At 64.1% G+C, this 23,659-nt stretch carries 22 protein-coding genes; 4 read left to right on the top strand and 18 right to left on the bottom strand.

What is annotated here, in order from left to right; translation table 11 throughout:
- Positions 1 to 26: 26 nt before the first annotated feature.
- The 11 genes from SINAR_RS0109970 to SINAR_RS0109920 all read right to left on the bottom strand — a co-directional run bounded on the left by SINAR_RS0109970 (position 27) and on the right by SINAR_RS0109920 (position 10,257).
- Complete coding sequence (locus tag SINAR_RS0109970) at positions 27 to 878, bottom strand: D-amino-acid transaminase (protein ID WP_027998965.1); 852 nt, start codon at positions 876 to 878, stop codon at positions 27 to 29.
- 252 nt (positions 879 to 1,130) lie between these two features.
- Positions 1,131 to 1,826 (bottom strand): BA14K family protein, encoded by a 696-nt coding sequence (locus tag SINAR_RS0109965; RefSeq protein ID WP_027998964.1) that lies wholly within the window; start codon positions 1,824 to 1,826, stop codon positions 1,131 to 1,133.
- A gap of 280 nt (positions 1,827 to 2,106) precedes the next feature.
- A complete protein-coding gene (locus SINAR_RS0109960; RefSeq protein WP_027998963.1) occupies positions 2,107 to 2,994 on the bottom strand; it encodes an aldose 1-epimerase in 888 nt (295 codons plus the stop codon).
- The gene (locus SINAR_RS0109955; protein WP_027998962.1) at positions 2,994 to 3,749 is read right to left on the bottom strand and encodes an SDR family oxidoreductase; all 756 of its coding nucleotides are present in this window, start codon (positions 3,747 to 3,749) and stop codon (positions 2,994 to 2,996) included. Before SINAR_RS0109955 ends, SINAR_RS0109960 begins: the two co-directional genes overlap by 1 nt.
- Before the next feature lie 7 nt (positions 3,750 to 3,756).
- On the bottom strand, positions 3,757 to 4,488 hold the full coding sequence (locus tag SINAR_RS0109950) for an ATP-binding cassette domain-containing protein (protein WP_027998961.1): 732 nt from the start codon (positions 4,486 to 4,488) through the stop codon (positions 3,757 to 3,759).
- Positions 4,485 to 5,468, bottom strand: coding sequence for an ABC transporter permease (locus SINAR_RS0109945; RefSeq protein WP_027998960.1), 984 nt, complete (start codon positions 5,466 to 5,468; stop codon positions 4,485 to 4,487). Before SINAR_RS0109945 ends, SINAR_RS0109950 begins: the two co-directional genes overlap by 4 nt.
- A gap of 146 nt (positions 5,469 to 5,614) precedes the next feature.
- Entirely contained in the window at positions 5,615 to 6,589 is a 975-nt protein-coding gene (locus SINAR_RS0109940) for a sugar ABC transporter substrate-binding protein (RefSeq protein ID WP_027998959.1), read from the bottom strand.
- 46 nt (positions 6,590 to 6,635) lie between these two features.
- Positions 6,636 to 7,328, bottom strand: coding sequence for a GntR family transcriptional regulator (locus SINAR_RS0109935; RefSeq protein ID WP_027998958.1), 693 nt, complete (start codon positions 7,326 to 7,328; stop codon positions 6,636 to 6,638).
- A gap of 57 nt (positions 7,329 to 7,385) precedes the next feature.
- Positions 7,386 to 8,588 carry a mandelate racemase/muconate lactonizing enzyme family protein gene (locus SINAR_RS0109930; protein WP_027998957.1) on the bottom strand — a complete coding sequence of 401 codons (1,203 nt, stop codon included), beginning with the start codon at positions 8,586 to 8,588 and terminating at the stop codon, positions 7,386 to 7,388.
- Between the two features lie 2 nt (positions 8,589 to 8,590).
- On the bottom strand, positions 8,591 to 9,283 hold the full coding sequence (locus tag SINAR_RS0109925) for a FadR/GntR family transcriptional regulator (RefSeq protein ID WP_033057229.1): 693 nt from the start codon (positions 9,281 to 9,283) through the stop codon (positions 8,591 to 8,593).
- Positions 9,284 to 9,573: 290 nt separating this feature from the next.
- The gene (locus SINAR_RS0109920) at positions 9,574 to 10,257 is read right to left on the bottom strand and encodes a GntR family transcriptional regulator (RefSeq protein WP_027998955.1); all 684 of its coding nucleotides are present in this window, start codon (positions 10,255 to 10,257) and stop codon (positions 9,574 to 9,576) included.
- A gap of 248 nt (positions 10,258 to 10,505) precedes the next feature.
- Between SINAR_RS0109920 and SINAR_RS0109910 the strand changes: the two genes are divergently transcribed.
- The 4 genes from SINAR_RS0109910 to SINAR_RS0109895 all read left to right on the top strand — a co-directional run bounded on the left by SINAR_RS0109910 (position 10,506) and on the right by SINAR_RS0109895 (position 14,785).
- Positions 10,506 to 11,411 carry an SMP-30/gluconolactonase/LRE family protein gene (locus SINAR_RS0109910; RefSeq protein WP_027998954.1) on the top strand — a complete coding sequence of 302 codons (906 nt, stop codon included), beginning with the start codon at positions 10,506 to 10,508 and terminating at the stop codon, positions 11,409 to 11,411.
- A gap of 29 nt (positions 11,412 to 11,440) precedes the next feature.
- Positions 11,441 to 12,226, top strand: a complete 786-nt coding sequence (locus tag SINAR_RS0109905) for an SDR family NAD(P)-dependent oxidoreductase (RefSeq protein ID WP_027998953.1) — start codon at positions 11,441 to 11,443, stop codon at positions 12,224 to 12,226.
- A gap of 13 nt (positions 12,227 to 12,239) precedes the next feature.
- The gene (locus SINAR_RS0109900; protein WP_027998952.1) at positions 12,240 to 13,436 is read left to right on the top strand and encodes an AGE family epimerase/isomerase; all 1,197 of its coding nucleotides are present in this window, start codon (positions 12,240 to 12,242) and stop codon (positions 13,434 to 13,436) included.
- A gap of 101 nt (positions 13,437 to 13,537) precedes the next feature.
- Positions 13,538 to 14,785, top strand: a complete 1,248-nt coding sequence (locus tag SINAR_RS0109895) for an enolase C-terminal domain-like protein (RefSeq protein ID WP_027998951.1) — start codon at positions 13,538 to 13,540, stop codon at positions 14,783 to 14,785.
- A 24-nt stretch (positions 14,786 to 14,809) separates the two neighbouring features.
- Here SINAR_RS0109895 and SINAR_RS0109890 read toward each other — a convergent pair whose 3' ends face one another.
- From SINAR_RS0109890 to SINAR_RS0109860, 7 genes are read right to left on the bottom strand one after another with little or no spacing between them, the layout of a single operon-like run.
- Positions 14,810 to 15,802 (bottom strand): hypothetical protein, encoded by a 993-nt coding sequence (locus SINAR_RS0109890; protein WP_027998950.1) that lies wholly within the window; start codon positions 15,800 to 15,802, stop codon positions 14,810 to 14,812.
- Positions 15,799 to 17,487 (bottom strand): glycerol-3-phosphate dehydrogenase/oxidase, encoded by a 1,689-nt coding sequence (locus SINAR_RS01000000133325; protein WP_050577483.1) that lies wholly within the window; start codon positions 17,485 to 17,487, stop codon positions 15,799 to 15,801. The genes SINAR_RS0109890 and SINAR_RS01000000133325 overlap by 4 nt, the downstream gene beginning before the upstream one ends.
- A 38-nt stretch (positions 17,488 to 17,525) precedes the next feature.
- On the bottom strand, positions 17,526 to 18,302 hold the full coding sequence (locus SINAR_RS0109880; RefSeq protein WP_027998949.1) for a DeoR/GlpR family DNA-binding transcription regulator: 777 nt from the start codon (positions 18,300 to 18,302) through the stop codon (positions 17,526 to 17,528).
- Entirely contained in the window at positions 18,299 to 19,834 is a 1,536-nt protein-coding gene (locus tag SINAR_RS0109875; protein WP_027998948.1) for an FGGY-family carbohydrate kinase, read from the bottom strand. Before SINAR_RS0109875 ends, SINAR_RS0109880 begins: the two co-directional genes overlap by 4 nt.
- A gap of 10 nt (positions 19,835 to 19,844) precedes the next feature.
- Complete coding sequence (locus tag SINAR_RS0109870) at positions 19,845 to 20,816, bottom strand: ABC transporter permease (RefSeq protein WP_027998947.1); 972 nt, start codon at positions 20,814 to 20,816, stop codon at positions 19,845 to 19,847.
- 3 nt (positions 20,817 to 20,819) lie between these two features.
- A complete protein-coding gene (locus tag SINAR_RS0109865) occupies positions 20,820 to 22,373 on the bottom strand; it encodes a sugar ABC transporter ATP-binding protein (RefSeq protein ID WP_027998946.1) in 1,554 nt (517 codons plus the stop codon).
- A gap of 54 nt (positions 22,374 to 22,427) precedes the next feature.
- Complete coding sequence (locus tag SINAR_RS0109860) at positions 22,428 to 23,546, bottom strand: sugar ABC transporter substrate-binding protein (protein WP_027998945.1); 1,119 nt, start codon at positions 23,544 to 23,546, stop codon at positions 22,428 to 22,430.
- Positions 23,547 to 23,659: the final 113 nt, after the last annotated feature.

Raw genomic sequence — 23,659 nt, 5'->3', positions numbered from 1 at the left:
GTGCGGGAGCGCGTCGTTTCGGAGAGTTAGACCGGAACGCCGGCCGCTTCCAGATAGAGGGCCTGGAGTTTTCGGGTCATCGGGCCGGGCTTGCCGTTGCCGACCGCCCGGCCGCCGATACGCACGACGGGCATCACCAGGCTGGAGGCGGAGGTCTGGAACGCCTCCGCCGCGCCCTGCGCCTGGTCGGGCGTGAAGGCGCGCTCCTCGACTTCGAGACCCTCCGCGGCACAGAGCAGCGCCAGGGCGCGCTGCGTGCAGCCCGGCAGTGTCGCATGCGAGGCGGCGCGGGTGAGGATGCGCCCGTCCGCGGTGATGACATGGGCCGTCGAGGATGCGCCCTCCGTCACCAGCCCGTTCTCGACCAGCCAGACGTCGTCGAAACCGCGGGCGCGCGCCGCCTGCTTCGCCATGACCTGGCCGAGCAGCATGGCGGTCTTGATGTCGCGCCGGATCCAGCGGGGGTCCTCCGCCAGATCGACCGAGATGCCGTCCCGCTGGGCCCTGGTGCCGGTCAGCTTCTTCGCCTGAGTGAAGCCGACGAGTCGCGGCGCCAGCGCGTCGGGAAAGAGAAAGTCGCGATCCGCCTCGCCGCGCGAGACCTGCAGATAGACCGTGCCGTCCCGCAAGGCGTTGCGGGCGATCAGTTCCGCCTGGACGGCGGCAACCTCCTCCCGCGAGAGGGCGAGCGGAATGGCGAGTTCCTTCAGCGAGCGGTCGAGACGGGCAAGATGCAGCTCGTTGTCGATCATCCGCCCGCCGATGACCGCCGTCACCTCGTAGACGGCATCGCCGAACAGGAAGCCGCGATCGAAAAGCCCGATGCGGGCCTCCTCCTCCGGTACGAATTGACCGTGGACATAGACGATCCTGCCCATTTGTTCCCCTTGCGGCGCCTTTCCTTACAGCGCCGCGCGTCTTACCGTACGTGCAAAGGCCGCTGAAGAAGTCGTCAAGTCGCTGCATGCCTTTTCGGTCGATGAAAGGAGCATGCAGTTATCGCGGAACATAGGAACGACTTGCCGCGGCTGACCAATTCAATTCGGGCAGCATCTTATGCAAAATTTGCCTGAGGTTTAATTTTCAATCGGTTGAGCGCCGTCGCCTGGTGTAACGTGCCACGCGCCCCGTCACCGGCACTGTCGGCGCGGCCCGCCGCTGTATGGCTGATAACTGTTGTCTTCCGGGCGGTAAGAGCGGTAGCGGCTGAAGCAATAGGCAACATGTTCCTGGGTGAGGTAGATGCCTTCCTCAGCCTCGGCCGAGTATTCCATCGGCATCGGCGCGTCATCGGCACCTTCCGCGTAGCTGCCCGGCCCTGGCGGCGAGGTATTCTCCGAAGACCCCCCTGCCGCATCCATATAAGGCGAGATGCAGGTCTGCCGACCGCCACTATAAGGTCTGTAGGTGTTGTCCTGCGGACGGTAAGTGCGATAGCGCTTCGCACACCATTCGGCATGGGCAGCAGGCATGTCCGACGAAGTCGGCGTCTCCTTCGCGGGCGCCGGCTCGATTGAGGTGGTAGTCACCGTGTCCAAAAGCTCCGGAGAGCGTTCCTCTTCGGTCTCGTCGACCGTTATGGACGTCTTGGACTCTCCGGAAGCGTTTACAGGAGGCGCGGCCGAGCGGGCGGGCAGCCGTTCGAATTGCTGGGCCGCCTTGTCCACCGGCCGTGGGTGCCTGGTCCATACTTCGGACTGATTCACGTCCAGCCGCGGCTCGCGCTCGGGATTGCCGGTGAGGAACAGGACTGCGATAACCGCCCCGCTCAGGAATAGCGCGAGGGACAAAACGAGTCCGCCAAATACCGCCAAGGCCGTTTTCACCTAAGCCTCCTTCGTCCTTTCCCGAAGAATGCGAGGGCTCGGTCTCAGGTTCCGTGAGGCTTCAGAAAGCTTGAGCTTTTTAGGACAGCGGATGCAGGGAATCGTTCCCCGTGGCCTCCGGCCGGCTGAAACCAGCGCCACCAACCGGGCTGTTGACCGGAGGGACGTCGTCGCGTCAACTATATCGTCGACGATGCAGTCCGCCGCACTCGGCGCTGATTGGGCACGGCAAGAGGGTCTGCGGCTTGCGCACCGCTTGGAGCCAGCGGCTGCGACATGCTCAGCCGAAGCTTGCGGCGACGCGGGTGGAGACAGCAAGCGATTCATCCGGCTCGAGAATCTTGAGGCCGTGGGCTTCGGTCTTGCCGGGAAGATTGAACGCATCGACGGGGTGCGTCACCGGTTCGAAGCAGAAGAAGTCAGCATCGGCAGCGGGTGAGAAGACGACGTATTGGCGGAGTGGCTTGCTCGCATCCACGTCCGCCACGAGCCCACGACTTGGCCAGTGGATGCGAGCCTTACCGCCCCAGCCGTCGAACCAGTTGTTGATCCAGCGGGCCGGCAATGGCTGCGGGCTGCTGAAATCCATCTCCGGATGTGCGGCTGTGGCTTCATAGGCCCTTGGCAGGTGATCGGATTGCTCGAGCCAAACGCCGCCGGCCGGTGCGTGCAGCGTCGTATCCGGGTCGCGGACGAACCAGGGATGAAAACCGGCGCCGTAGGGCAGACGTATCTTGGCGCGGTTGACGAGGCTCAGCTCCATCACCAGACCCGCAGCCTGCAGCCTGTAGGACATTCTCGCATCGTAGCGGAAGGGCCCGGGTCCTTCGGCGGAAAGGGTGAGCGTGAGGGAATCCGCGCTCAGGGAGGCAACGTTCCACACGGCGGAAAAGCCGTTCCCGTGGATCGGATATGGCTCCGTCTCGATATTCCGCGGCAGAGCATGAAAGGTCCCGTCAAACATGAACCCGCCACCGGAGATCCGCCCGGAAAAGGGAACAAGAAGAATGTTCGAAAGCGCAAAGGGATGCGCGGTAAACGGATCGACCCTGCGGAAGACCGGCTGCCACACGCCATCGTGCAGCACGTCGAACGCCGTCAGCCCGGCGCCGAGATCGGGCCGCACGACGATGCGGGCATCGCCATTGGAGAGGTCGATCGGCATCATCACCAGCCACCGTCGATCGCGATGTTCTGGCCGGAAATCATGTCGGAGGCCGGCGAGACGAGGAAGTGCACCAGGTCGGCGACATCGGCGGGCTGGATACGCGCCTTCAGCGACTGATTTTCGAGAATCCAGTCATTGTACTGCTGCAGGCGATCGGCAAAGACCCGCTCCTCCGCCTCCGAAACCACGGCGCCCGGCGACACCGCGTTGACGCGCACGCCGTGAGGACCGAGTTCGCGAGCAAGCGCCTTCGTCAGCCCCAGCATCGCGCCCTTGGATGCCACATAGGGCACGTAGCCGTCCCAGCGGCCGTTCAGCGTAAGGGAGCAGAAATTGACGATCTTGCCGTAGCGCTTCTCCTTCATTCCCGGCGCGACGGCTCGGACAAGCGCGAAGGCTGCCGACGAATTGACGCGGACCTGATCCTCGTATTCCTCCAGGGAAAAATCCTCGAAGGGCTTGTTGATGATGAGCGCCGCATTGTTGATGAGAATGTCGATGCCGCCATGCTCGCGGCAAAGCGCTGCCGCCCGTTGTTCCGCCGAAGCCAGGCTATTCAGATCCTCGCCGACATAGATTGCCCTGGCACCGTGAACCGCGGCAATACGCGCGGCGAACCCCTCGCCGGCTTCGGCGCCGGGCCGATCGAGCAGCAGCAAGGCGGCGCCGGTGCGCGCGAGCCGTTCGGCCTGTGCGCGGCCGAGCGTACCGAGCGCGCCGGTGATGAGCACGGTCTTTCCAGAAAGTTCTGTCATCGTTACCTCACAGAAGCGCGTGAACCTCGTCGATCGACGTTGCGGCGGTCGGCTTGTCGAACACGACCTCGCCGCGCGCCATGGCGACGATGCGGTCGCAGGATTGGAAGACGTGCTGCATGTTGTGCGAGATGAAGATTCCGGTCAGGCCCTGCGCCTTCAAGCCGCGCACGAAGCCGATCACCTTATCGGTCTCCTTGACCGAAAGATGGTTCGTCGGCTCATCGAGGATCAGCACCTTCGACTTGAAATGCATGGCGCGCGCGATCGCTACGCCCTGCCGCTGGCCGCCCGAGAGCTCTCCGACCAGCGCATCCGGCGAGCGCAGGTGCAGATCGACGTCGGCGATGGCCTGAATGCTTTCGGCGCGCATGCGCTTCTGGTCCATGATGCCGACGCCGAAGACCGACCATTTCATCGGCTCGCGGCCGATGAAGAGATTGCGGGCGATCGACATGGTCGGAACCATGGAGTTGTACTGATAGATCGTCTCCAGCCCGTGGCGCATCGCATCCTTGGGGCTGCGCAGGGCCACCTTGCGGCCTTCGATCAGCACTTCACCGGAATCCTGATGGTGGACGCCCGAGAGAATCTTGATGAGCGTCGACTTGCCGGCGCCATTGTCGCCGACGAGGCCGACGGTCTCGCCGGGATGGATCGTGAGGTCGACATTCTTCAGCGCATGCACGCCGCTGTACCACTTCTGAAGGTTGCGGCATTCGATGATCGGCGTGGTCATTTGTGCGCCTCCACCTTGATCCTGCGGGACATCTTGCCCATCCAGGCATTGGCGATGACGGCGAGCATGGTCAAAACGCCGATCGCGAACTTGAACCAGTTGGCGTCGACACGGGAGAGGACGAGGCCGTTGTCGATGGTGCGGATCAGAAGCGTGCCGATGATGGCCCCGAAGACCGTTCCGATCCCGCCGGCAAGCGCCGTGCCGCCGATCACGGCCGCAGCGACGGCCTGCAACTCCAGCCCCTCGCCGATCGACGGCAGCGGCGAGCCGAGGCGCAGCACCTGAAGCAGGCCCGCAAAACCCGCCAGCACCGAGCAGAGCATGAAGCACACGATCTTCACGCGCTTGACCGGAATACCCATCGAGGCGGCGGCCTCGTTGAAGCCGCCGGTCGCCCGGATCCAGTTGCCGAAATTGGTGAGCGACAGCAGCGCCGCCACGAGTGCGGCGATGACGACGAACCAGAGGAAGGACATGCGGAAAGCCGAGCCCTGCCAGATATAGTCCGTGAAAAGCCAGGTCGGCAGGTCGGGCGGCAGAAGCGGCGGGAAGCCGCCTGATATGACGATGGTCAGCGAGCGTGCGATGAAGAGCATGCCGAGCGTCGTGATGAAGCTCGGTATCGAGAATTGCAGCGTCACATAACCATTGATGAACCCGATCACTGCGCAGACCAAGAGGCCGAGCAGCACTGCGCCGGCGAAGGGCACGCCGGAATTCAGTATCACCGCCATCGACATCGGCATCAGGGCAAAAACGGACCCGACCGACAGGTCGAATTCGCCGCAGATCATCAGGACCGTCACGCCGATGGCGACGAGCGCCATTTCGGGCAGAAGACCCATGACGCCTCGCATGTTCTCGAAGGAAAGAAGAATGCCGTTCGACTTCGCCTGGAAGACAAGGACGAGGACGATCAGCAGGGCAAGGCCGGCAAGCTCCGGCTTGTCGAGATAGATTTTCAGAAACCGCTTCATGGGCTGCCACTCGTGGTTCGGCGTCGTGATCGATTCTGGAGAGTCGAGACGGGATGCGGACGGAGAACGGCGCACCGTTCTCCTCACACCGCTCCAGTCTCGAGCTCGCGCGGGCAAGACGCCTGTTGCTTATCGGGAGCGCCGGATCAGCGCAGGCCCTGCTTCGCCAGTTCGAGAATCGTCGGCACCTCCTTCGGAGTGACGATGCCCTGTCCCGTATCGACGTCCGAGGGCGTCAAGCCGGCGGTTTTCCAGAGATATGCCTGCATGACCGGGATGAAGCCCTGCATATAGGGCTGCTGATCGACCTGCACCTGAACATAGCCCGCCTCCATCTGCTGCAGCACCTCAGGCACGAGGTCAAAGCCGCCGAGCAGGACCTTTCCCGGCTCGATGCCGCGATCCTTCAGGACCTTGGCGACGCCGGCATGCCAATAGCCGGTATCGAAATAGGCGGTCGTATCCGGATTGGCATTGAGGTAGGCACCGATGCGGTCGGCGGTCAATGCGAGGTCGGTCGCCGAGTCGATGCGGGTGATATTGATCTCGCGGTCGGAATGCTCGGCCTTGTACTCCTCCAGAAACTTCGTGACGCCGCCGGCGCGCTGCTCCGACCAAGTCTGCCCCGGGGCATTGACACCGACCAGCAGATTGAGCGGGCCCTCCTTCGGGAAGTTTTCCGACTGGGCTTTGGCGAGCGAGTGACCGGCCGCGGTGAAGCCCTGGCCAATGAAGGCTTTACGGGCATTGCCCTTGGCCCCCTCGCTGTCGTCGACATTGACGGCGAGCACCAGAATGCCGGCGTCCACGGCTTCCTTGATCACATTGTCATAGGCATTGTTGTCGACGATCGCGACGAAGATCGCGTCCGGCCTGGAGGCGATCGCCGCCTGCAGATTGGCGACGGCCTGCTCGACCGCGCCTTCGGTCTGCGTGAGGATCAACTGGCACGAGGCGCCGACCTTTTCGCAGGCGTCGTCATAACCCTTCTTGACCGCCTGCCAGAATGTGTTCGAGGCCGACGAATGGCTGATGAAAGCTATGTTGAGACCTTCCGCGCTGGCGCCAGAGGCGATCAGCGTCAGCCCGAGGGCCGTTCCTGCTACCAATTTCCGGATCATGATGCGTTACCTCCCGTTGAACATCATTCATGGTTGCGCCGGCCGGCTACCCCGTGCCGTCGAAGAACTCCGCCCGTGATCGCGCGATCTCGGGCAATGACTTCAGAATTTCGCGCAGATGCATACGCAGCGCCTGCTCGGCCCCGCCGACATCGCCGGCTGCGATCGCCTCGACGATGCACTCGTGCTGTTCGATCAGCCGGCCGATCTGCAGGTCGTCGACACTCAGGAACCGGACGCGGTCCATCTGCGCCTTGACGCTTTCGATCACGCTCCATGCATAGGCACGGCCGGCGGCCGTCGCGAGTGTGTGGTGGAACAATTCATCCAGCCGAAGGAACGCGGCGCGATCGTCATGCGGCACACGCCTCTGGCGGGCGATCTGCTCCCGCAGTTGGTCGACCGTGTTCGCCGTATGCTCGGCGGCGACCTGACGCACGATATCGGCCTCGATCGCCTCGCGCACGAAGCGCACGTCCATGACGGATGCGGTCGAGATCCGCGTCACAAAGGTGCCGCGTTGGGGCAGGACCTGGACCAGCCCCTCCTCCGCCAGCTTTATGAAAGCTTCGCGAACCGGCTGGCGGCTGGTCGAGAGGCCCCTTGCGATCTCCGCTTCCGAGATACGCGCGCCGGGTACGAGTTCGGCCTGAATGATCCGCTCGCGCAGGATGCGATAGACCTGCGGTCCGACGGCCTCGATCGCGGACAGAACGCGCTGCGGTCTGATGGTCTGCATCCGGCCCCCCTCCAAGCTCCCCACAAGCTATTGGCCTACTACCATACAAGTCAACTTCTATCCTTCGACTGACGAGCTGCGCCGCGACACCTCGAACTTCCGGTCGAGATCGGGAGCAAGATCGACTCCGTGCCCCGCCCCCGGCGGGACGGTGATCATGCCGTTCGTTACAGTCGGCAGCTGTGTCGTCAGGTCCGCATACCAGGTCTTGTAGTAGGCACGCACGCTTTCCTGGACGAGGGCGTTCGGCGCGTTCAGCGAAAGGTGCGTCGAAGCCGCGAGCACCACCGGGCCGGTGCAATCGTGCGGCGCGACCGGAAGGTGCCAGGCCTCGGCCATGGCGGCGATCTTCTTGGCTTCGGAAATCCCGCCGCACCAGGAGAGATCGAGCATCACGACCCCGGCCGCATCCGTTTCCATGAGATCGCGGAAGGCCCAGCGGGTCGCAAGCGTTTCCGACGCGCAAAGCGGCGCGCGGCTTGCCGCCGCATACCGCTTCAGACTGGACAGCGAGTCCATCTTGATCGGGTCTTCGTGCCAGAAGGTGGCATAGGGCTCCAGCGCCCGAGCGATCTGGATGGCGGGCGTCAGTTGCCACATGGAGTGGAACTCGACCATGATGTCGATGCGGTCGCCGACGCGCTTGCGGATTTTCTCGAAGGGTTCCAGCGCCTTGCGCAGGTCCGGTCCGGAAATATACTGCCCGGCGCTCTTCTCCGCCGCGATATCGAACGGCCAGATCTTCATGGCCGTAATGCCTTCGGACAGGAGGTCCTCGGCAAGTTCGTCCGCCCGCTCCAGAAATCCATTCAGGTCGTCATAATCGCGCCGCGGACCGCCGATGCCGTAATTTGCCGTCTGCTGGCCCTTTGCGTCGCGCATATAGGTGTTGCCGGCGCAGGTGTTGTAGGTACGGATCTCGCGGCGCGAGAAGCCGCCGAGAAGCTGGGCGATCGGCAGGTTCGTCGCCTTGCCGAAAAGGTCCCAGAGACCGATATCCACCGCCGAATTGCCGCGCATCTCCGCCCCGGTCGAGCGGAAACCGAGATAGCCCGTCAGATCCTTCGAGATGCGGTCGATCTCCAGCGGGTCGCGCCCGACGAGTTTCGGAGCCACCACCTCATGGATGTAGGTCTCCACGGTTTGCGCCATGAAGAAGGTCTCGCCAAGTCCGACAAGCCCCTCGTCCGTGTGGATGCGGACCCAGAGAATATTGGGAAAGTCGCGCACGCGGACCGTTTCGAATGCCGTTATCTTCATGTTCAATATACCCCCGCCGCCAGCAGCGCCTTTACCGTCAGGTCGAAATGCTCGACCATTGCCTGTTCGGCCTTCGCCGCATCTCCGTTCGCGATCGCCTGTGCGATGGCCATGTGGCCGTCGATACTTTCCTGCCGCGTTTCATTACTGCCCCGGCTTGCCCAGCCGATCGGCCAGGTATGGCGCGTCACGACATGGAAGGAGCCGACGATCAGCGCGAACATCGGGTTGCGGGACGCCGAGGCGATCGCTTCGTGAAAGGCGATGTCGTGTTCCATCACCCTGGCCGGCTCGTCCAATTCCCTCTGCATCGCTTCGGCAAGCGCAACGATTTCGGCGGCTTCCCTGTCGGTGCGGCGCATGGCCGCCAGCACGACGGTTCGGCGCTCGATGGTCCTACGGACATCGAAAATCTGCTGGATCGTTACCTGATCGGTATGGACTGCATGGTCGGTCACCAGCGCCAGCACGTCCGCCCTGGGCGCCGCCACCCGCGGACGCCGGCCATTGCCGATGTCGATCAGCGTGAGCGCGGCGAGCGAGCGGTAGGCCTCGCGCACGACGCTGCGGGATACGCCCAGCGTTTCGGCAAGGGCCCCCTCGCTCGGCAGCGAGTCGCCGACCTGCAGGCCATTCTCGCGGATATGGGTCTTGACGGCAGCCATGACGCCGCCGAGCAACCCGTCTCCGCCCATCCGGCAGATGGATGACGCTTCCTCTGGCCCGATCTCCACCAAGCTTTCCTCCGACCTATCGTATAGGTATCTTTCTACCTATCTGTAGCTTTGCGCTTGGCAGATGTCAACCGCAAATTCGCGCAAGCTTCGCCGACTGGGGTAATGTTCCTCACGGACGTCTACACTGCCTGCGATCGGGGAAATCAGATGTCGCCTCCTACGCATCGGCCGACGTGGTGGCGCAGTGGCTTTTGTCATGTTTATTCAAGCGATTTTCGCGCGCCGGCAGAATCCGCGGCGCCGCCGCGTCATGCCTGCAAACTGCTGGTCTCGAAATAGGCCGAGAACCGCCGCGCAAGCTCGCTGAGGTCGATCATGGCGCGGCGTAGATGCAGGCGCATGATTTCCTGCGCCCTGTCGGCATTCCCCTCGGTCACCGCCTCGAAAACTCCCCGGTGATCCTCGACCAGCTGGTCGAGCTGGCCGGCCTGTATCGATAGCCGGCGAACGCGGTCCATGTGCTTCTTGGCGTCGGAAATGAAGCTCCAGACGCCGTCGCGGCCGGCCAGGCTGCAGTAGAGTGCGTGCATGCGCTCGTCGCACTCGAAAAATAGATCCGGGTTGTCCTCGGCAATGGCGAGTTCCTGTTCCTCGATCGCCTGCCGGATGCCGAGCAGAATGCGGCGGTTGGTTTGCCCGGCCGCTTCGGCGACGATTGCCACCTCCAGCTGTTCGCGAACGAACTGGGCCGTCCGGACCGCATCCATGCGGATCGGCGCAACCACGACGCCCGCCCGCGAGCGCAGGTCGACAAGTCCTTCCGCGCTCAACCGCGACAGCGCCTCGCGCACAGGCGTGCGGCTGACGCCGAGAAGCTCGGCCAGCGCATGCTCTCCCACCGGCTCGTTCGGCTTCAGTTCGAGCCCGATGATCTTCCGGGAAAGAGTGCGGTAGCAATGCTCCGCCGCCGATATCCTCGTGTCACGCGCCATAAAACCCTGCTTTATGTATTTTTGCATGCAAACACATTCCGGCGGAGATTACGCCGGGAAGCCCGCGATTTCCAGCTGTCATTTCGGGCCTTCTTGACCAGCATCGAAATCTTGCATACAAGAATGCAAGAGGACGGGGAGGATTGTGCGGGCATGCTGTCCATCGTCATGCAGTCCATTGTCAGGAACGAGATGGGAGAAGGTGCCGGCCGGCCGGGGCGCGCCGTCCCCGACCCGGCGGTGCTGTCATGAATGCCCGGGTCTCCCTGGTCCTCGATGCGAAGGATGTCGTCGGCGAGAGCGTCCTCTGGTCGGCGGAAGAAAAGGCGCTCTTCTGGGTCGATATCGTCGGCAGACGCATCCACCGGCTCGAACCGGATAGCGGCCGGCACGACACGTGGGCGACGCCCGACTTCGTGACATCGATCGGCATGCGGAGGGATGGCGGCTTCATCGTCGGCCTCACGCGCACCGTATGCCTGTGGACACCCGGCGCGGCATTCGAAGAATTTGCCGTGCCGGAACCGGACATGCCGGAGAACCGCCTCAACGAGGGACGCGTCGCACCGGATGGTTCCTTCTGGGTCGCGACGATGCAGAGCAATCTCAACGCCGACGGTTCGCCGCGGGACATGGACCGCAAATCCGGCGCGATCTACCGCATCGATCCGGCCGGGCAGGTTTCGCGGCTCACGCCGAACGAATACGGCATCACCAATACGATGGGCTGGACCAGGGACGAACGCTTCTTCTTCGCCGACACGCTCGCAAACGAGATCTACGCGTTCGACCATGATCCGGCCGGCAGGGCGATCGGCAACCGGCGCACCATCGTCGCGGGCTTTGCGCGCGGGCTGCCGGACGGCTCCTGCCTCGACGCGCAGGACCGACTCTGGAACTGCCGCGTGGCCGGCGGGGCCGCCGTAGCGGGATTCGACGGCGATGGCCGTCTCCTCGAATTGATCGAACTGCCGGTAAGCTGGCCGACGAGCTGCACGTTCGGCGGGGCGGATCTTTCCACCCTCTATGTGACCTCGGCGCGCTTCACGATGCCGGCCGCCCATCTCGACGCGCATCCGCTGGAGGGCGGGCTCTTTGCCGTCGCGGGCGTGGGCCACGGCACCGCCGAGCCGAAATTCGGGATGCCCGGCTAATCCCCTTCCTTTGCATTGGAGACTCCGTGATGAGCGATTTCAACGGCAAGAGCATCATCGTCACCGGCGGCAGCCTCGGCATGGGCCTCGCCTGCGCCCGCCGCTTTGCTGCCGGCGGCGGCAAGGTGACGATCGTTGCGAACGACGAGGCTTCGGTCGAGGACGCCGTGGCGACGATCGGGAGCAACGCAACCGGATTCCTCGGCGACGTCCGCTCCAGGGACGACATGGCGGCGGCGGTCGAAGCCGCCGCATCGCGCCACGGCGGCGTGGACATTCTTGCGTGCTGTGCAGGAATCCAGCGCTACGGCACGGTGGTCGATACGCAGGAGGAGGTCTGGGACGACGTCCTCGACGTCAATCTGAAGGGGATCTTTCTCGCATCTAAATTCGCCATTCCTGAAATGCGCAAGCGCGGCGGCGGCGCGATCGTCGCCATCTCATCCGTACAGGCCTTTGCCTCCCAGGCGGGCGTCGCCGCCTATACAGCGAGCAAGGGCGCGATCAATGCCCTCGTGCGCGCCATGGCGCTGGACCACGCCGGGGACAATATCACTGTCAATGCCGTCTGCCCCGCCTCCGTCGATACGCCGATGCTGCGCTGGGCCGCCGATCTGTGGAAAGGCGACGGCACCGCCGAGGCGACGCTCGAGGCCTGGGGCAAGGGGCACCCGCTGGGCCGCGTCGGAAAGCCCTCCGAGATCGCCGAACTCGTTGCCTTCCTCGCCGGCGAGAAGGCCCGCTTCATCACGGGCGCCGACATCAAGATCGACGGCGGCGTTCTTTCCAAGCTCGGCATCGTCATTCCAGATTGACCGGAAGCACGTCATGAAACCGTTGCCCGATTTCCGCTCGAAAGACTTCCTGCTCGCCCATATGCGCGAGATCATGGATTTCTACCATCCCATCTGCCTCAACACGGAAGACGGAGGCTATTTCAACGAATACCGCGACGACGGTTTCATCACCGAGCGGAAGACCCAGCACCTCGTCTCGACCACACGCTTCATCTTCAACTATGCGACCGCCGCCGTGCTTTTTCAGCGTCCGGATTTCGCGGAGGCGGCCGCGCACGGCGTCCGTTATCTCGACGAGGCTCACCGCGATCCGGAACATGGCGGCTATTTCTGGCTGATGCACGGCCGCAAGCCTGCGGATGCGACCAAGCACTGCTATGGTCACGCCTTTGTCCTGCTCGCCTATGCGACGGCGCTGAAGGCTGGAATTTCCGGCATGGACGCCAGACTCTCCGAAACCTGGGACCTCTTGGAGAGTCGCTTCTGGGAGCCGGAACGCGAGCTCTTCAAGGACGAGATCAGCCGCGACTGGCAGGAGATCTCGCCCTATCGCGGTCAGAACGCCAATATGCACATGACAGAAGCGATGCTGGCGGCCTACGAGGCGACGGGCGAGACCCGTTACCTCGATCGCGCCGAAACGCTCGCCCGGCGCATCTGCGTCGAGCTTGCCGCAGGCGCCAACGGCGTGGTCTGGGAGCACTATCGCGAGGACTGGTCGATCGACTGGGACTACAACAAGGACGACCCGAAGCATCTGTTCCGCCCTTACGGATACCTCCCGGGCCACATGACCGAATGGACCAAGCTGCTCCTCATCCTCGAGCGGTACCGTCCGCAAGACTGGATCCTGCCGAAGGCGGTCCTGCTCTATGAAACGGCTTTGGCGAAAAGCGCCGACCTCGAATTCGGAGGCATGCATTACAGCTACGGGCCGGACGGCAGGCTTTACGACCTCGACAAATATCACTGGGTCCATTGCGAAACGCTGGCCGCCGCCGCCGCGCTGGCTGCACGTACCGGCCTGGAGCGCTACTGGCAGGATTACGACCGGCTCTGGCGCTACAGCTGGCGGCACCTGATCGATCACGAATACGGTTGCTGGTTCCGCATTCTCTCACCCGGCGGCGTGAAGCAGAGCAACATCAAGAGCCCTTCGGGCAAAACCGACTACCATCCATTCGGCGCCTGCTACGAAATCCTGCGCGTACTGGGGGAGGCGCAATAGCAGGGGGACCGGTTCCGGCCCGCGCCGACGGACAGGCAGGGGGGGCGCCCTGCCACGCCCGCCCTAGCCCTCGCACCAGAAAGCCTGCATTGGAGCCTCCCATGAAGCGACCCAGGATCACCGACATTCGCGCGACCACCGTCACCGTTCCGCTGGAAGCGCCGCTGCGTCATTCCAACGGCGCACATTGGGGGCGGTTCGTCCGTACAATCATCGAGGTGGAAACCGATGTGGGCATCATCGGCCTCGGTGAAATGGGCGGAGGCGGAGAGAGCGCCGAGGCGACGTTCCGGGCTTTGAAACCATACCTCCTCGGCCATGACCCCTTCGAGCTGGAAAATCTCCGCTTCATGATCTGCAACCCGACCGCCAGCCTCTACAACAACCGCACCCAGATGCATGCGGCCGTCGAGTTCGCCTGCCTCGACATCATGGGCAAATTTCTCGGCATACCGGTCTGCGATCTCCTGGGCGGCAAGATGCGGGATGCGGTTCCTTTTGCCAGCTATATGTTTTTCCGCCTTCCCAACAAGGACACCGGCGAAGGCGAGACGCGCACGGCCGATCAGCTCATCGAGCAGACGCTGGCGCTGAAAAAGAAGTGCGGATTCACCTCGCACAAGCTGAAGAGCGGCGTCTTCCCGCCGGACTACGAGCTGGAGGTCTTTCGCGCATGGGCGAAGGCGCTCGGCCCCGACAGCGTCCGCTACGACCCGAACGCGGCGTTCAGCGTCGAGGAGGCGATCCGCTTCGCCAAAGGCATCGAGGATCTCAACAACGACTATTATGAAGATCCCACCTGGGGGCTGAACGGCATGCGGCGGGTCCGCGAGAACACGACCATGCCGCTGGCCACCAATACCGTTGTCGTGAATTTCGAACAGCTCGCCGCCAATATTCTCAATCCCGCAGTCGACGTCATCCTGCTCGACACAACCTTCTGGGGCGGCATCCGGCCTTGCGTAAAGGCGGCGGGCGTCTGCGAGACCTTCCAGCTCGGCATTGCGGTGCATTCGTCGGGCGAACTCGGCATTCAGCTCGCCACGATGCTGCATCTCGGCGCGGTTCTCCCGAACCTCGTCTTCCACGCGGACGCGCATTATCACCAGCTAACCGACGATATCATCGTCGGCGGCCCGATGCGCTACGAGAACGGCACCATCAGGGTGCCGACGGCGCCGGGTCTCGGGGTCGAGCTCGATCGTGACAAGCTCGGACAGTACGCCGACTTCCATAAGACGCTCGGCGGCTATCCCTACGACCGGGATCCCTCCCGCCCCGGATGGTTTTCCGTCGTCCCGAACACCCGATGGGCGGACCCCGACGACGATCGTCTGGTCGAGTACTGAGGGTTATAGCCGAGCGCTTATCGGCTACCCGTCTTGCCGCAGCGCGGCATCGGTGACCTCGATGTCGACGTCGAGCTCGCGATCCGGCCGCAGCCCCAGGCGTTGCAGATCGCCGTGGTATCCCCTGACCGCCTCTTCCGGCTTCGCGTCGCCATCAGCGACCGCCCGCATCCATTTCGTCAGCGAGGGCTGGTGCTCGGCCAGATTGATCTTGCGGCCGAAGATGCCGAGGCGCGCGCCGCTCGCCTCGGCGCGCGCGACGAGTTCCAGCGCGTCACGGTGCGTCCCGCTTGCCCCGCCCATCACGCCGACGACGACCGTATCGTCATGCTCGACCAGTTCTTCGAGCGCCCGGCGGCCGTTATAGACGATCTTGAGGAATTCCGGCCGCTCCGCCCGCGTCAGACTGGCCAGCGCGCGCACGATGCAATCGTTCACGAAGGCGCCCGTTTCCGCGACGCCGAAGCCGGTCTCGATATTGGGATTGAACACTTCGAGGAAGTGCCGCTTGCCTGCGGCGCGCGCATCCGCCCGGAAAGCGCGATAGGCTTCCAGCATGGCGACGTCGCATTTGGCATCGTTGTTGAAAGTCACGGAAAACAGGCAGAGATCGGCCCCGGCTCTCGAAAGGTCGGCGCCGCGATAGGGCTGAGCCGGGGTTTCGCGGTAGCGTCCCCCGCGCAGATTGAGCCAGACGTCGGTCGTCTCGTTGGCGCGAAAGGCCGGCGTCACAGAGCTCCCTTCGAAGACACCGCGCTCGACGAGCCGCTCGATATTGCCCGCCGAAGCGAGCAGCACATCGATTGCCCTTTCGGCGACGAGCGCCTCCATCTCCGCGAGAAACTCCCTGCGCGTGCGGTTGCCGGCAATCACGCCGTTCCGCCCGCGCCGGGGGCCGGCCGTCAGGATACCGCCGGAGATATCGGCATCCTTCGCGTCCACAAGGATGAAGTCGCCCGGCCGGTAAGCGCCGGCGCGGATGCGCGCCATCTTCTCGTCGTAACTCTTCGCGGTCATTTCAGCTCAACTCCATGAAAGATTTTCAGCCGCTCGCGGACAGCCGCAATCTCCTCGCTGCGGCGCGGCGCATCCCAGCCGAGTCTCTGCGCCGTTTGATCGGCGAGCGCCTCGACGAGCCCGGCCGTCAGCCGGCCGGTGACGGCGAGCGTCGTGCGGCGAAAGAGGAGATCGGCGAGCGTGCCCACCTGCTCGCGGGATATGAGGAAATCCACTTCACCGGAACTGTAGTCGGGTGCTCCGGAAAGCGGCGCGTCCCCCGGGAAGCCGGCGATATGAGCCGCAACCGTCTTCGCCCCCGTGCCGTAGCGGGCGAACAGCTCGCCGATGCGGGCCTCCGGCAGACCGCTGCCGCCGGCAACGCTCGCGATCCAGTCCCGCCGCAGGGCCTCGCTCTTCGGATAGTCGCGCCCGCCGCCAATGGCGAGATGGCGCGTGGAAACCCTGCGGCTGGCGGAGAGGCGCGGCAGCAGCATGTCCGCGACCTCCTCCGCGTAACCGCGGAAGGTCGTCCACTTGCCGCCGATCAGGGAATAGACCGGATAGGGCCGGCCGGGACCCGGTTCCATGACCGGCGTCGCGTGGTCGCGGGTGATGAGGCCGGGGTCTTTCGCATCCGAGGCCGGCAGCGGCCTGATGCCGCTATAGACGTAGACGATCTGGTCGCGCGAGAAGCGGAGCTTCGGCAGCAGCCGGCGCAGGCTTTCGAGCAGGTATTCCACCTCGTCCGGCTCGCAGCGGACACTGTCCGGATTAGCGGCTTTGATATCGGTGGAACCGGCAAGCGCGCGGCCGAGATAGTCGAAGACGAGGCAGATGCGCCCGTCATCCGCCTCGAAATAGATCATGCGCCCCTTCAGCTCCTTCAGGAGTTCGGGATGGTCGAGCAGGATGTGCGACCCCTTGGTGCCGCCGATCATGCGAGAGGGTTCGCCGAGGATGGCATTGACCTCGTCGATCCAGGGGCCGGCCGCATTGACGACGATCTTCGGCCGCACGGTCGCGACCGCGTCCGCGATCAGGCTGTGAACCGCAAGCGCGCCGTCTGCGGCGCGTTCCAGCCGGGCATGGTTGAGCGCGGCCGAACGCGGGCTGTCTGCTAACCCGTCGCGCACGAGTTCGAGCACCAGACGCTCCGGATGGGTCACGGTGGCGTCGTAATAGGTGCTTGTCGCCACGATTTCAGGCGTCAGCGCCGGCAGATCGCGCAGCGATGCGGCGCGGCCGGAGGTGGAGTGGCGCGGCATGACGCGGTGGCGTGCACCGTAGAAATCGTAGAGCATCAGCCCGATCTTGACGAGAAGCGCGCCTCGGCTGCGCGGTGCACCTTTCGCGCCGAAGAGCGTGCGCAAGGCGGCGCCGATGCCTTTCGTCCACGAAAAGATCGGGATCAGGGTCGGCAGCGGCTTGACGTAGTGAGGCGCGTTGGCGAGCAGCAGATTCCGTTCCAGCGTCGACTGGGCAACGAGACGGAACTCCCCCGTTTCGAGATATTTGAGCCCGCCATGGATGAGGCGCGAGGGTGCCGCGCTCGTTCCGGCCGCGTAGTCGTTCTTTTCGACGAGCAGGCAATCCAGACCCTGGGCCGTCAGGTCGCGGAAGAGCCCCGCCCCGTTCACGCCGGCGCCCACGATCAGCACGTCGATCTCGCCGCGCGCCTCCATCGCTGCCATCCGTTCGCCCATACCTCCGGGAAAGGCGCCGGCGCCTGATGCACTCGCATTCATGTAGTCTTGCCCATTTTCACGATTTCGAGATTCACGCCCGCCTGCCTGAGATGCGCCCTCTCCTCCTCGCGGACGCGATCCGTCGTCAGCACCGTGTCGAAGGCGGTAAGATCGCCAAGCACATTGAGCGCGACCTTGCCGAATTTGGAGGAGTCGACGAGCAGGATCCTGCGGATGGACGAGGCCATCATCGCCTGCTTGACCTTGGTGACCTGCGCATCCTGGATGAAGGCCGTCACGCCGTCGATCGCCGAGGCGGAACAGAACAGGACATTCGCCCTGAGGCTGGCCACGGCCTTTTCGCAGGTGATGCCGATATAGGCATTGTAATTCCGGTGATATTTGCCGCCGAGACTGATCAGTTCGACCTCGTCGGCACCGATCAGCTTGGCGGCCGAAGCGTGGCTGTTGGTGATAACGGTGAGCGGATGGGCTTCCGGCAGCAGGCCTGCCAGCGCGCATGCCGTGGAGGAATCGTCGAGCATGACCGCCTGCCCCGCCTCGACATAGGCCATGGCGGCCCGCGCCAGGGCTTCCTTCTCCGCCTTGCCCACGGTCTCGCGGTAGCGGAAGGTGCTTTCATAGAGGCCGGAGGGCTGGACCGTGACCATGCCGTGCAGCTTGCGCAGCACGCCCTGCTGGGCGAGCGCATCGATATGCCGGTGGATGGTCATGCGCGAGACGCCGAAGTGCTCGACGAGATCCTCGATGCGGGCTTGGCCGGCCCTCATGATGTAGTCCGCAATCTCCTCGCGCCGTGCTTCCGCCTTCATCCGTTCGTCTCCCTTGACCGCTTTGCGAGATCCTCGATGGTTCGCCACTGCTTTGCCATACTGTCCGCAAGTTGCCTGAAGAGTTCGTAGCGTTCGCAGAGACGTGTACCGCGCGCCTGGTCGGGCTGATGCGATCGGAGGATGCGCGTCGTTGCGGCCGCCCCCTTTTCGGGACCCGGATAGATGCCGACGGCGGAGCCCGCCACAAGCGCAGCGCCCCAGGCAGCGGCTTCATCCGCCGAGGAAACGTCGGTTACGAGCCCAGTGGCGTCGGCGAACATCTGCGCAAGCACCGGGCTCCTCGCACCGCCGCCGCTGATGCGCAGGCGTTCAACGCGAACCTCCGAGAGAAGATCGTCGATATGGAGCTTATGGTTGAAGACGATGCCTTCCAGCACCGCCTTCAGGAGGTCGCCGCGCTCATGCCAGCCATGGACGCCAAAAAAGCCGGCGCTCGCCTGACTGCCGAAGGGCGAGCCGAAGAGGAAGGGGTGGAAGACGATGTCCGAAGGTTTTTCCAGCGCGCGTTCGAGTTCCGGCCGCACCAGCGCATGCACGTCGCCACCCTCGCGCGCGGCCTTTTCCGAAAGGTCGCGGCAGAAATTGTCGAGGAACCAGTCGTAGTTCGCCGTCGAGGCCGGCGAGATCGCCATGCAGTTCCACCAGCCCTTGCGGATTCCGTTGCGGCAGAACCAGCGCGGATCGGGCATAGGTGCTTCGGTCACCAGCTCGTTGATCGAGTAGGTGCCGGCGACGACGGCGAGCTCCCCCGGCGCGTGAGCGCCGATGCCAAGCGCCGAGGCCGTCACGTCGTGCAGGCCGGCTGCTACCGGCGTGCCCTCGACAAGCCCCGTTGCTTCCGCTGCCCGGCGCGTGACCAGGCCCACGATCTCGTCCGGCCGGGAAACCGGCGCCAGCGCGGGCCACAATTCCTCGAGCCCGAAGACCGCGAGCGCTGCCGGATCGTAGTCCTGCGTACGCACGTCGGTAAAACTGGTGCTCGCCTCGGTCAGATCGGTGCCAACCCTATCCGTAAGGCAGCAGCGAAGCCAATCCTTGCAGGTGAAGACATGGGCGATGGCGCGGTAGCGCTCCGGCTCGTGCCGCTTGATGTGCGCAAGCAAAGCCGACGGTGCGGAGGCATGCGCCGTCTGTCCGGTCAGTTCAAGCGCCTTGCGTGCGATCCCGTCGCCCTCCCACGCCTCGACGACCGCGCCGGCGCGGCTGTCGAGCGAGAGAATGCCCGCGCCGAGCGGCCGCTTTGCGCTGTCGAGCAGATAGAGACCGTCGCCATGGGCCGTCGCGGCGACCGCCTTGATGTCGCCGGCCGGTCGACCGCTTGAGGCGATCGCCTCGCGGATCGCCTCGGCGGTCGCCGACCATAGCTCGTCCATGTCGCGTTCCACATGGCGCGGTTGGGGAAAGGACTGCGGAACCCGCCGCCGCGCCACGGCGAGCGGCGCGCCGTCCTCCTCGAAGATGACCGCCTTGGTGACGGTCAATCCGCTATCGATGCCCAGGAGCAGTGCCATGTTCCCTCCGTCAGCGGCTCGCACGCAGCGCGAACCGGTCCTGCAGGCTGGCAAGATAGATGGCGACGAGCAGCACGCAACCGAACACCATCTGTCGGATGGAAGGCGCGATACCGGTCAGGTTCATGAGGTTCTCGATGATGGCGATCACGATGACCGCGCCGAAGACTCCGGAGAGGCGCCCGATGCCGCCGCTGAGGCTCGTTCCCCCGAGAATGGTCCCGGCGAAGACCATCAGGATGTCGCCTTCGCCGAGGTCGGCGACGACCGATTGCAAACGGCCGACTTCCAGCAGGCCGCCGATGGCGGCCGCAAGGCCGGCAATGCCGAAGCAGAGGATCTTGGTGCGGCGCACCTTCACGCCGGCGAGGAAGGCCGCTTCCTCGTTGTTGCCGATCGCGTAGATTTCCTTGCCGATGCGGTGGCGCTCCATCAGGACATAGGCGATGCCGTAGAGGACGAGCCAGACGAAGATCGCGACGGGAATGCCGAACCAGCGCGCTTCCCCGAGATAGGTATAATCGGCCGGCAGGTAGTAGATCCCTTCGGGGATCAGATAGACCACCGCACCGCGCATGACGAGCAGCGTCGCGAGCGTCACCAGGAAGGCGTTAACCCTGAGGTTCACCGCGAAGGCACCCGCGGCAAGGCCGACGAGAAGGCCGACGACCGGCGTCAGGATCACGGCGAGAACGGGATGAATGAGATCCGGCGCCCAGACGGTCATCGCGACGATGGCGACCGCGGGCGCGAAGGCGAATGTCGATTCGAGCGACAGGTCGACTTCCTTTATCAGAAGGACCAGGAAAAGCCCGAGCACCATGCAGCCGAGCGGCGCGGCCGCCCAGAGAACATTCAAGATGTTCTGCGCGGAGGCGAAGCCGGGAACGGTGAGCCCGACGGCGACGAGAACGGCGAGCAGCACCCAGATGAGGTGGCGCTCCATCAGACGGGAGAACAGCCGGACTGTGCTGGCGGACATCGTTCAAACTCCTTGGATGGTCTTGTAGAGAGCGGGGACGGTGAAATTGTCCTCCCCGCGTTTCAGGACGGCGATGACGCGCCCGCGGAAGAAGACGTAGATGCGGTCGCAGACGGTGATCATTTCCTCCTCGCTCTCCGTCAGCATGATCACGGCGCTGTCACGCGACAGGTCGGTGCGGATCGCCTTGAGGATCTCCGGCTTGGTGGCGAGGTCGACGCCGCGTGTCGGCTCGTTGAGGATCGGCAGACGCGGCGCGTTGAGCGTCAGGCGCGCGATCAATATCTTCTGTTTGTTACCCCCTGAAAGACCGCTCATGCCGACCTCCGGCCCCCGAGCCTTTACCTTGAACTCGGCGATCTTGCCCGCCGTGACGTCGTGCGCGCGGCGGCTGTCGATGAGACCCAGCGCGGTGGAAAACTGGTGATAGCTCGAGATAAGCGTGTTTTCGGCGATCGACCGGCCCTGGATGACGGCCTGGCGTTCGCGATGCTTGGGAAGCAACGCGATGCCATGCTTCATCGCCTCGCCGGGCGAGGTGAGGTGAAGCGTCTCGCCCTCCATCTCGAATGTCCCGGCATCGAGCGCACCGAGGCCGAAAAGGGCTTCGGCCGCTTCGTCCTTGCCGGACCCGTCGAGGCCGGCAAAGCCGACGACGTCCCCCGTGCCGAGCGAAAGTGTGACATCCTCGAAAACGCCGAAGCGGGTGAGGCCGGAAATTCGGGCGATCGGGCGCGACTTGTCTTCCGGCACCGCACGCGAGACGCCGTCGAGACTCATCACCGGAATATCGCCGACGATCCAGTTGGCGAGCTCCGCGCCGGTCGTGCCGGCGACGTCGAGGGTGGCGACGGCGCGCGCATCGCGCATTACCGTCACGCGGTCGCAGAACTCCATGATCTCCGAGACGTGATGCGAGATCAGCGTATAGGAACGATCCGGGTGACGGCGTACCAGATCGCGCAGAAGCGAAAGCAGCATGGTCTTGCGCTCGCGCGACAGAGACGCCGTGATCTCGTCGAGAAGAATGACGCTCGCCTCGTCGATGAACTGCGCCTTGCCGAAGGCGAGAAGCTGCTGGCTCTCTATAGGCAGCGTCAGCATCATCGCCTCGGGATCGATCGAAAGCCCGACGGCCTCGGCCACCTCGATCGCCTTCAGCCGCATGTCGGCGCGACGCAGAAAGCCGAACCGCCGCGCCAGCGGCTGGCCCATGAACATGTTGTCGACAACCGAGAGCCGCGGCGCGAATTTCGGCTCCTGCGGCACGAGCGAGACGCCGAGGCCATGGGCGCGTACAGGGTTGTAATCGGCGATGCCAACGACCTGCCCGCCGATCTCGATCGCACCGGAGGTCGCCTGCTGCGCACCGGATATGAGGCTCATCAGCACGGACTTGCCGGCGCCGTTGCGGCCGATGATACCGTGGATCTCGCCACGGCGGACGGAGAGATCGACATCCGCAACTGCGGTCAGTCCCGGAAAGTTCTTGGTCAGGCCCGCAAGGCGGTATGACGGCGCTGCGTCTGCCGGCGCGGAGGCGGCGGAATGGATCATGGAGTTGCTCACTGAAAGGGGAAGGGCGGCGGCGATGACGCCGCCGCCGGTCGATCAATCGGCGGCCTTCATCTGGTTGGCCCAGTTGCGTTCGTCCTTCGCGGGAACGTCCTCAGGTACGGAATAGGCCCGGATCTTGTACCAGTCGCCGTCGAAGGCGTCGGACGGCACGATCTCGACCGGCGCCCAGAGTTCCTCGCCCTCGATCGGATAGGTGCCGGCGGAAGCCGATCTTTCGAGCAGCTTGCCGTTCTTCATCATGTCGTAGAGCAGGCGCATGGAGACGATGCCCTCACCCGTCGCCGGCTGGACCGAAACATGGGTCAGGTCTCCCTTCTCGACGGCGGCAAGCTCCGGCTGCGTCCCGTCGATCGTCGCGACCGGAATATGGGCCGGATCGTCCGACTTCTTCAGAATTCCCTGCGCGGCGAAGGCCGGGATGGCGCCGCCGATGCCCATGGTGCCGTCGATGCTGGCGACCGCGAGGATCTTGTCCTTGCCGTAGCGCGAGATCATGTCGTCCACGACCTTGCGTGCCTTGGAGCCGTCGCATCCCGCCTCGTGCGATTCGATCTTGATGCCCGGATTGTCCTTCACGATCGGATCGAAGGCCGAATGATAGCCGGCACTACGGCCGATGTCGAAAGAAGCGGTGATGATGCAGCGCAGTTCGATGATCACGCCGTCCTGCTTGCGCCAGTCCTCACCGCGGTTCTTGTCGAGCCAGCTGACGATCGCCTCGCCGCCCTTGCGGCCGGCCGTCTCGTTGTCGAAGGCCACGAAGGTCGATTTCGATTTCGGAACGAATGCATTCGACACGACGACCGGGATGTTCTTGGCGGCCAGCTCCTCTACGGTCCTGATCATCGCCTCGCCGCGCCAGGGCACAAGAAGTACGCCGTCGACGCCGCGGGCGATCTGGGCGTCGAGCGCGTTGCGCTGCGCACTCACGTCATTGGCTCCGAAGACCGTGAACTCGATCTTCACGCCGTCCTTTTCCTCGATGCGCTTCTTCTCGATTTCCTGACCGAGCTGCACGCCGTTGAAATAGATGTCGTTGGGATCCCAGCGGATCACGGCGACGCGGTAGCTGTCCTTCGCGATAGCGGCGGTCGAAAGGGAAAGGGCGAGCGTCATCGCTGACAGAGCTGTCAGCAAAGTCTTGTTTTTCATGGTTCTCCTCCGAAAGCGCCACTTGGGTCGGCGCGTTTGTAACGTATATTGATGTTATCATATCGTCAATAGATGTTACAAACCGCGAAAGTGAACGCTCGAATGCCTCGCGG

Origin of the sequence: Sinorhizobium arboris LMG 14919 (assembly GCF_000427465.1) — a bacterium.
In the GTDB taxonomy this organism is placed as follows: Bacteria; Pseudomonadota; Alphaproteobacteria; order Rhizobiales; family Rhizobiaceae; genus Sinorhizobium; species Sinorhizobium arboris.
The sequence above is the reverse complement of the archived record's forward strand: the minus strand, read 5'-3'. Positions and strand labels throughout refer to the sequence as shown.